The sequence below is a fragment of the Nocardioides sp. genome (assembly GCF_050699375.1).
In the GTDB taxonomy this organism is placed as follows: Bacteria; Actinomycetota; Actinomycetes; order Propionibacteriales; family Nocardioidaceae; genus Nocardioides.
Genome location: NZ_JBOHDN010000398.1, coordinates 1 through 8,011 on the forward strand (window position 1 = coordinate 1; position 8,011 = coordinate 8,011).

General features: G+C 70.5%; 9 protein-coding genes and 1 riboswitch. Of the genes, 4 read left to right on the forward strand and 5 right to left on the reverse strand.

Annotated elements, in window-relative coordinates; genetic code table 11:
• Nucleotides 1-219: 219 nt before the first annotated feature.
• Nucleotides 220-1,113 carry an SMP-30/gluconolactonase/LRE family protein gene (locus tag ACRDPS_RS25930; protein ID WP_431504552.1) on the forward strand — a complete coding sequence of 298 codons (894 nt, stop codon included), beginning with the start codon at nucleotides 220-222 and terminating at the stop codon, nucleotides 1,111-1,113.
• A gap of 28 nt (nucleotides 1,114-1,141) precedes the next feature.
• Here the strand turns inward: ACRDPS_RS25930 and ACRDPS_RS25935 are convergent, their stop codons facing one another.
• The 3 genes from ACRDPS_RS25935 to ACRDPS_RS25945 form a co-directional block, all read right to left on the reverse strand.
• Nucleotides 1,142-2,104, reverse strand: a complete 963-nt coding sequence (locus tag ACRDPS_RS25935) for a lipid kinase (protein WP_431504560.1) — start codon at nucleotides 2,102-2,104, stop codon at nucleotides 1,142-1,144.
• 116 nt (nucleotides 2,105-2,220) lie between these two features.
• Nucleotides 2,221-3,000: an MOSC domain-containing protein gene (locus ACRDPS_RS25940; protein ID WP_431504553.1), complete on the reverse strand. Its 780-nt coding sequence runs from the start codon at nucleotides 2,998-3,000 to the stop codon at nucleotides 2,221-2,223.
• A gap of 53 nt (nucleotides 3,001-3,053) precedes the next feature.
• Complete coding sequence (locus tag ACRDPS_RS25945; protein WP_431504554.1) at nucleotides 3,054-3,848, reverse strand: isocitrate lyase/PEP mutase family protein; 795 nt, start codon at nucleotides 3,846-3,848, stop codon at nucleotides 3,054-3,056.
• A 64-nt stretch (nucleotides 3,849-3,912) separates the two neighbouring features.
• On the opposite strand from ACRDPS_RS25945, the gene ACRDPS_RS25950 reads away from it, so the two are divergent.
• Nucleotides 3,913-4,818, forward strand: coding sequence for a cation diffusion facilitator family transporter (locus ACRDPS_RS25950; protein ID WP_431504555.1), 906 nt, complete (start codon nucleotides 3,913-3,915; stop codon nucleotides 4,816-4,818).
• Nucleotides 4,819-4,836: 18 nt separating this feature from the next.
• Here ACRDPS_RS25950 and ACRDPS_RS25955 read toward each other — a convergent pair whose 3' ends face one another.
• Nucleotides 4,837-5,520, reverse strand: a complete 684-nt coding sequence (locus tag ACRDPS_RS25955; RefSeq protein ID WP_431504556.1) for a TetR/AcrR family transcriptional regulator — start codon at nucleotides 5,518-5,520, stop codon at nucleotides 4,837-4,839.
• A 107-nt stretch (nucleotides 5,521-5,627) separates the two neighbouring features.
• Nucleotides 5,628-5,942, reverse strand: a complete 315-nt coding sequence (locus ACRDPS_RS25960) for a DMT family transporter (protein WP_431504557.1) — start codon at nucleotides 5,940-5,942, stop codon at nucleotides 5,628-5,630.
• A gap of 11 nt (nucleotides 5,943-5,953) precedes the next feature.
• Nucleotides 5,954-6,017, reverse strand: a riboswitch (guanidine-III (ykkC-III) riboswitch).
• A 104-nt stretch (nucleotides 6,018-6,121) separates the two neighbouring features.
• On the opposite strand from ACRDPS_RS25960, the gene ACRDPS_RS25965 reads away from it, so the two are divergent.
• On the forward strand, nucleotides 6,122-6,697 hold the full coding sequence (locus ACRDPS_RS25965) for a LysR substrate-binding domain-containing protein (protein WP_431504558.1): 576 nt from the start codon (nucleotides 6,122-6,124) through the stop codon (nucleotides 6,695-6,697).
• A gap of 88 nt (nucleotides 6,698-6,785) precedes the next feature.
• Nucleotides 6,786-7,940 (forward strand): galactokinase, encoded by a 1,155-nt coding sequence (gene galK / locus ACRDPS_RS25970; RefSeq protein WP_431504559.1) that lies wholly within the window; start codon nucleotides 6,786-6,788, stop codon nucleotides 7,938-7,940.
• Nucleotides 7,941-8,011: the final 71 nt, after the last annotated feature.

The window sequence follows — 8,011 nt, forward strand, 5'->3', positions numbered from 1 at the left end:
GTGCAGATCCTTCACAACGGTGGTGATCTCTCTAGCCATGCCCTCATCATCGCCGAGGCGTCAATCGTGCAGGCCGAAACGTCACCTTTGCAGGCCGAGGGGTCACTTCTGCAGGCCGAGGGGGCACGGTCGTGCCAACTCGGCCTGCAGAAGTGACCCCTCGGCCTGCAAAGGTGACGTTTCGGCCTGCACGATTGACGCCTCGGCGATGATGAGGACATGGCTAGAGAGATCACCACCGTTGTGAAGGATCTGCACTACCTGGAGTGCCCGCGCTGGCACGAGGAGCGGATCTGGTTCGTGGACTTCTACTCCTACAAGGTCTATTCGGCGCGGGAGGACGGCTCGGATCTGCGGGTCGAGGCGGAGGTGCCGGGACAGCCCTCGGGGCTGGGCTGGCTTCCCGACGGTCGTCTCCTGATCGTGTCGATGCGCGACCACCGGATCCTGCGTCGCGAGCGCGACGGCACGCTGGCCACCCACGCCGACCTGAGCGACCACGTCAGCAACCACCTCAACGACATGGTGGTGGACGAGCAGGGCAGGGCGTACGTCGGGAACTTCGGTTTCGACATCATGGCGGGCGCCGACGTGGCATCGACGGTGCTGCTGCGCGTCGACACGGACGGGACGGTGACCGAGGTCGCCGACGACATGTGGTTCCCCAACGGCAGCGTGATCACCCCCGAGGGCACCCTCCTGGTCGACGAGACCTGCGGCAACCGGATCAGCGCCTTCGACATCGCCGAGGACGGGTCGCTGACCAACCGGCGTACGTGGGCGAAGTTCGGCGAGCTCACCACGCACACCGCGTTCGGGGAGGCGATGGGCGACGCCGTCCTGGCTCCCGACGGCTGCTGCCTGGATGCCGAGGGCGCGGTCTGGACCGCCGACGCTGTCTTCGGTCGCTTGGTCAGGGTCGCGGAGGGCGGGGAGATCCTCGAGCAGATCGAGCCGGGAGGCGGAGTCTTCGCGTGCATGCTCGGCGGGAGCGACGGCAAGACGTTGTACGCCTGCGCGGCACCCGACTTCTTCGAGGAGCCGCGCCGGGCCAACACCGAGGCGAGGCTGCTGGCCATCCGGGTCGACGTGCCCGGCGCCGGTCGCCCCTAGAGACCCGCGCGAGCAGCCGCGCGGCCGCTCAGTCCTCCTGGACGTCCGGTGCCGGGCCGTCCAGCCGCCCGGCGCGGCTGTGGATCGGCACGGCCACGTGGAGGGCGTTGCTCTCGACCGTGAAGTCGGTCGGTGTCGAGGTCACGATCTCACCGTCGAGGTTGACCGGCATCGGCTCGTCGGTGGAGATCCGCACGGCGCTGGTGGTCACGTGGTGCACCTGCTCGTGCTCGATGAAGTGGCCGCTCTTGAGCAGCCGCGCGATCGAGACGTGATCACGCATCCGGCCACGCACGATCGCGTAGACGTCGAGCATGTCGTCGTCCACCGAGGCAGTGGGCGTGATCTTGTTGCCACCGCCGTAGTGGCGCCCGTTGCCGACCGCGACCTGAAGCAGGTCGTCGAGCTCCAAGGTCTCGTGGTCGCCCTCGGGGAACTCCAACCGGGCGGTGAACGGCTTGTGGTGACGGTAGGCCCCCAGCGTGGCGACCGGGTAGGCCGCGGGACCGATCACCTTCTTCAGCCGCGGGTTCAGCGCCTCGGTCACCGCGACCGAGAGACCGAAGGAGGCGACGTTGAGGTAGGTGTGACCGTTCGCCTTACCGATGTCGACGTTGATGATCTTGCCCTCGAGCATCTGCTTGACCGCGGTCTCCGGGTCCTGGTCGAGCTCGAGGGTGCGGGCGAAGTCGTTGGCCGTGCCCAGCGGCAGGACCGCGAGCACGACGTCGCTACCGGCGATCCGCGTCGCCGCGGCGCCGACGGAGCCGTCGCCGCCGCCGATGAACAGCAGGTCCGGCTTCTCGGCGGCCACCTTGTCGAGCGTGGCCTCGAGCTCGTCCCCCGAGTGGACTGCGTACGACTGCACATCCTCGATCCCCGCGGCGCGGAGCATCTCCTCCGACGAGGCCAGCGCGTCCTCTCCACGGCGCGAGCCGGCGTTGACGACGAGGGCGACCTTCACGGAGTCGCGCGACAACAGCGATTGCATATCCACGAGCAGAGCGTACGCAACCCGCCTGAGCCTCTGCTGGTCCGATGCAGTGCTTTACCTGTGCGTGCCGGTGAGCGGTCTGCTCGTGCGCGTTCGGCGGCATCCACCCGCCGTCACGGACTCGGCGCTACAGACACCTCGCCGGGCGTCAACACCTCGGCGAACATCCCGAACACCGGCTCCCCGGCCCGGTTTCGCGGCCGGTAGCCGGACAGGGTCCGGAGAAGCCGGACGTCCCGCACGCTCGTCTCGGGGTGCAGGTCGACCACCGCGCATCGAGGGATGGGTACGCCGATCCGCACCCGCGCGCCGCCGACCTGGATGATCCGGCCGGTCCAGCCTTCCTCGGCGTACGGCTCATCGGTGTCGACCACGACGGTGGACCGGAACCGGGCGGCCTGCTCGGGCAGATCCGGCCGCTCGCTGCGCTGGGCGAGGTCTCTCAGCGAGGCGGTGGTCACCAGCGTCACCGGCGCCGCGAAGACGACGTCGCCGCGCCGGGCACGCGCCAACCGCACCGGGCGGCCCAGCCACCGCGAGAACAGGCCCGCGTGCGGTCCTTCCAGCAGCTCCAACGCGACCTCGCGGCCCCAGTAGTCGCAGGTGACGGTCCGGCGGGAGCGGACCGGCACCGCGGAGGCCGTCTCACCACCCGGCAGCTCGACGTCGAGCCGCTCCCCCACCAGCTCGCTCCGCACGGCGACCAGCGAAGGGCTCTGGACCGTACGCAGCACCTGCCCGCGCGTCGGGTCCTCCTCGTCCAACGCGACGAGTGCGAAGCCGCGGTCCCCCACCGCGCCCTGGGCGTCGAGCGACACCGCGTCGTAGGAGAGGTGCCGCGTCCCCTTGACCGGCGCGAAGCCCGCTCGCACCACCCTCAGCTCGTCGCTCACGGTCCCCAGTCAACCAGCGCGGCCGAGGCCGCCGGCCAGCAGTCCGCGAGCCGTCACGACAGAGCGGCGCGAAGCGCCTCGGAGCCTTCGGCTGCCAGGTCCGAGTAGCCCGTCGTCCCGGCGCCCAACAGCTCCTCGGCGGCTCGCTTGGCCGCACCCAGCGCGGCGAACGCGAACGCGCCGCCGACAGAGATGCGGCCAGCACCCGCCGCGGCCAGCTCCGGGACCGACGGGCCGCCCGGGAGCACCAGGACGCTGACCGGGCGGTCGACGGCCTCGACCAGGCGGCGTACGTCCTCGACAGCGATCACGCCCGGCGCGAAGAGCACGTCGGCGCCGGCCTCCTGATAGGCCCGCAGCCGGGCGATGGTGTCGTCCAGATCGTCGCGGCCGCGGATGTGGTTCTCGGCCCGGGCGGTGAGGACGAAGTCGGGGCCGGCGGCGGCAGCGGCCGCGGCGACACGCTCGGCGGCCGCGTCGATGTCGTAGACCGTGTCCTCCTCGATCCCGGCGTAGTCCTCGATCGACCCGCCGGCCAGTCCTGCCCCTGCTGCGAGCCGGAACGTCTCGCCCACGTCTGCGACGGACGCGGCGAAGCCCGCCTCCAGATCGGCGGAGACCGGGACGTCGACCGCGTCGACCAGCGCCGCGGAGTGCCCGATCACCTCATCACGGGTGACCTGGCCGTCGAGACGGCCGAGCGTCGTGGCGTACCCGCTGCTGGTCGTGGCCAGCGCCGAGAACCCGAGCGAGGCCAGCAGCTTCGCCGAGCCCGCGTCCCAGGCGTTGGGCATCAGCAGCGGGCGGCCGGGCACGTGCAGGGACAGGAAGGACTCGGCGATCGACATGCCGGTCACGATGCCATGGGACGGCTCATCGGAGAACTGGATATCCGGCCTAAGATCACTCGATATGGGCCACGATCACGACCACATCTCCCCGGCGGCGGACCGGCGCTACCTGATCGCGGCGATGTCCCTGCTGGGTGTGTTCCTGATCGGCGAGGTGACGGTCGCGATCCTCGCCGACTCGCTCGCGCTGCTCGCGGACGCCGGCCACATGCTCACCGACATCGGGGCGATCGCCGCGGCGCTGTGGGCGATGCGGTTGGCGGCGCGGCCGGCGCACGGCCAGTGGACCTACGGCTGGAAACGGGCCGAGATCCTCTCCGCCGCGCTCAACGGCATCACCCTGCTCGTCTTCGCGGCGGTCGTGTGCGTGGAGGCGATCCGGCGCCTGATCGACCCGCCCGACGCCGAGGGGTTGCCGATGTTCGTCGTCGCGCTCGTCGGCTGCGCGGTCAACATCGCCGCGGCCGCCCTGATGGCGCGGGCCAACCGCACCTCGCTCAACGTCGAGGGCGCCTACCAGCACGTCCTCTCCGACCTCTACGGCTTCATCGGCACCCTCGTCGCGGCGATCGTCATCCTGCTCACCGGCTGGAGCCGCGCCGACCCGGTGGCCTCGCTCGTGGTGGTCGCCCTGATGACGTACGCAGGGATCTGTCTGCTCCGCGACAGCGGCCGGATCCTGCTCGAAGGCGCCCCCGCGGAGGTCGACGTCGAGGACCTGCGCCGACACCTGCTCGAGGTGGACCACGTGGTCGAGGTGCACGACCTGCACGCCTGGACCGTCACATCCGGTCTGCCCGCGGTCTCGGCCCACCTGACCCTGAGCGGGGAGTGCTTCACCGACGGCAGCGCGCCGAGGGTTCTCGACCGGGTCCAGGCCTGTCTGGCCGGTCACTTCGACGTCGAGCACTCCACCTTCCAGCTCGAGCCGGAGACCCACCTGGCCCATGAGCCAGGGATGCACTGATCGCCGTCCTGACCGGGCTCAGCGCCGCGAGAGTGCCTCGAGAGCGGACTCGCGGGCCCCGTCGATCGACTCCTCCGCGACCCCGCACAGCCGCAGGCAGGCGGAGGCGATCGTCGAGACCGTCGAGCTGCCGATCCTGTCCTCGCGGCGAAGGCTGACCACGCTCTCGGCCATCTGCACGAGCAGGTCGCCGAGCCCGGGTTCGGAGGCGCTCGACGCGATCCGGTGCCCCGCCGCGCGGAGCCCGGCTCGGCCGTAGCCGGCGACCAGGTCACCGCGCAGGTGGCTGTAGCGGTCGTAGACCGGCGAGGCGATCACGTCGGGCAGCCGGTAGAGCATGCCGATGTTGTACGGCATCGCGACCAGCGCGCTCATGTCGCTGACCGCGAGAGCGTAGAGGCCGACATCGGGCGGGACCGCCTCCATCCCGGCCTCGATCTTGCCGGCCTGCTGGACGCGGTCCTGGACCGAGCGCTCGAGCAGCACGGCGAGGATCTCCTCCTTGCTGCCGAAGTGGTAGTAGATCGAGGCCTGTCTCAGCCCGGCGCCCTCCGCGATCTCGCGAGTGGTTGTGCCGGCGTAGCCGCGGCCCACGAAGAGCTCCGCGGCGGCGGCGAGAATCTGATCTCGGGGGTTCGCGGCAATCTTGCCGGGGAGCAGCCGTGGCCGGCCGCGCCCGGGGCGCGGCGAGATCTGTGACACCGTGGCATCGCCTTTTTCTGTCATGCGATAGATAACTTGAGAGAGAGCAAGTTTCGCACTCATATCGAAAGAGTCAAGCGTCGAAGGACGTGTCCGTCCTCAAACCGTCAGTGCGTGAGCTTGAGGCCGACAACACAGCCCACCAGCGCGACGATGAGCAGGACACGTACGAAGCTGACCGACTCGGCGCCGGTCACCATCGAGTAGCCGACGGTGAGGGCGGCGCCGATCCCCACCCAGATCGCGTACGCCGTCCCGATCGGCAGCGTGCGCATGGCCAGCCCGAGGCCCACCAGGCTGCCGACGAGGGCGACGCCGAACACGACCGAGGGGCCCAGTCGCGAGAAGCCCTCGGTGCGACCCAGGGCGAGCGCCCACACGGCCTCGAGGACACCTGATACAACAAGCAAAAGCCAGGACATGACCTACTCCAGACGGCCGTCTTGTCGCGCTTCCGGGTACGGCTCCCTCGTCCGGCAGCCGGTCTCGGCTGACGTCACCGACGTTAGCAAAACTGTCACTCGATAGAAACTTGACGAGGCAAGAGAACGCTGCGTTCTTCACCACGGGATTCCGCACCGATCGATGAGAGGATGCGGACGTGACATTCACCGTCGGCTTCGTCACCGGGGCCACCCCTGACAAGTGGGCCAGAATCTGGCGCGAACGCAGCCGCGAGCGGCTCGAGCTGGTCCCGGTCACCGAGGAGGACCAGGAGAGGCTGCTTCGCGACGGTGAGGTCGACATGTGCCTCGTACGTCTACCCGTCGACCGGGACCAGCTGCACTGCATCCCCCTCTACGAGGAGCAGCCGGTCGTGGTGATGGGTCACGAGCATCTCCTCTCCCTGCTCGACGAGGTCTCCTTCGAGGACCTGGCCGAGGAGCAGCTGGTCCTCCCCGAGCGCGGCGGTTGGACGCCGGCGGTCGAGCAGATGGCCTGGCCGCCGATAAGCGAGAAGGACGCGATCGAGACCGTCGCCGCAGGCACCGGCGTCGTCGTCGTGCCGATGTCGATCGCCCGGCTCCACCACCGCAAGGACGTGGTGTTCCGGCCGTTGACCGACGCCGAGCCCACAGAGGTCGGTCTGGCCTGGCTGCTCGACAAAGAGGACGAGAGGGTGCAGACGTTCATCGGCATCGTCCGCGGCCGCTCGCGCAACTCCTCGCGCGGCTGAGGAGGCACGCGCCACGGCCCTCCGGGTCGTCGCCGTCTACCGACACCCGGGTCGCGGACCGGCGGCCGCAGCGGGCAGACTCTGCACCATGCTCGAACCGACCGATCTCACCGCGCGTGCGACCGAGGCACTGCTCACCACCTTCGGCACCGAGGCCACGGTGGTCGGGCGGGCGCCGGGCCGGGTCAACCTGATCGGCGAGCACACCGACTACAACGCCGGGCTCGTGCTGCCGGTCGCGCTCCCCCACGCCACCTACGCCGCGGCCGCGCCACGCACCGATGGCGTCATCCGGATCGCCTCCGCGCAGGAGCCCGAGCCGTTCACCGGCCACGTCGACGAGCTCGGGCCGGAGATCGAGGGGTGGCCGGCGTACGTCGCGGGGGTGCTCTGGACCCTGCGGGAAGCCGGACTCGAGGTCGACGGCCTGGATATGTACCTGGAGTCCTCGGTGCCGCTCGGCGCCGGCCTGTCCTCCTCCGCCTCGGTCGAGTGCGCGACGGCGGTGGCCGCTCTCGGCGTGGCCGGCCGGGCTCTTGACGAGGACCTGCGACGCAGCGTCGTCGCGGCCGGGATCCGGGCCGAGGCGGAGGTCGCCAAGGCGCCGACGGGCGGGATGGACCAGACGGTCGCCGTCTTCGCCGAGACGGGTGGCGCGCTGCTGATCGACTTCGACTCCGGTGAGCACCGCAACGTCCCGCTGGCCCTGGGCGATCGGACGATCCTGGTCACCGACACCAGGGTCAAGCACCAGCTGACCGACGGCGGCTACGCGGCCCGCCGGGCCCAGTGCGAGAAGGCCGCCGCCGACCTCGGGCTGCGCTCGCTGCGCGAGGCCGCCCTCGAGCAGGTCGAGACCCTCGCCGACGACGTCGTACGCCGCCGCGCCCGCCACATCGTGACCGAGATCGCCCGCGTGGAGCCGACGGTGACCGCGCTCGGCAGCGGCGACCGGGCCGCGATCGGCGAGCTCTTCGCCGCCTCCCACGCCTCCATGCGAGACGACTTCGAGATCTCGGTCCCCGAGCTCGACCTCGCCGTCTCGACCGCGGTCACTTCCGGAGCCGACGGCGCCCGGATGACCGGCGGCGGCTTCGGCGGCTCCATCGTCTCGATCCTCCCCGCCGACGCGGTCGAGCCGGTCACCGCAGCCATCGACAAGGCCTTCGCCGAGGCCGGCCACAACCCGCCCGGCCACCTCATCGCCACCCCCGCTGCCGGCGCCTCCTGGGCCTCTGCCTGACCCGCCCCGCGCCGAGTCGGCTCATCCTGACCTGAAAGCCCGCCGAGTCGGCTCATCCTGACCTGAAAGCC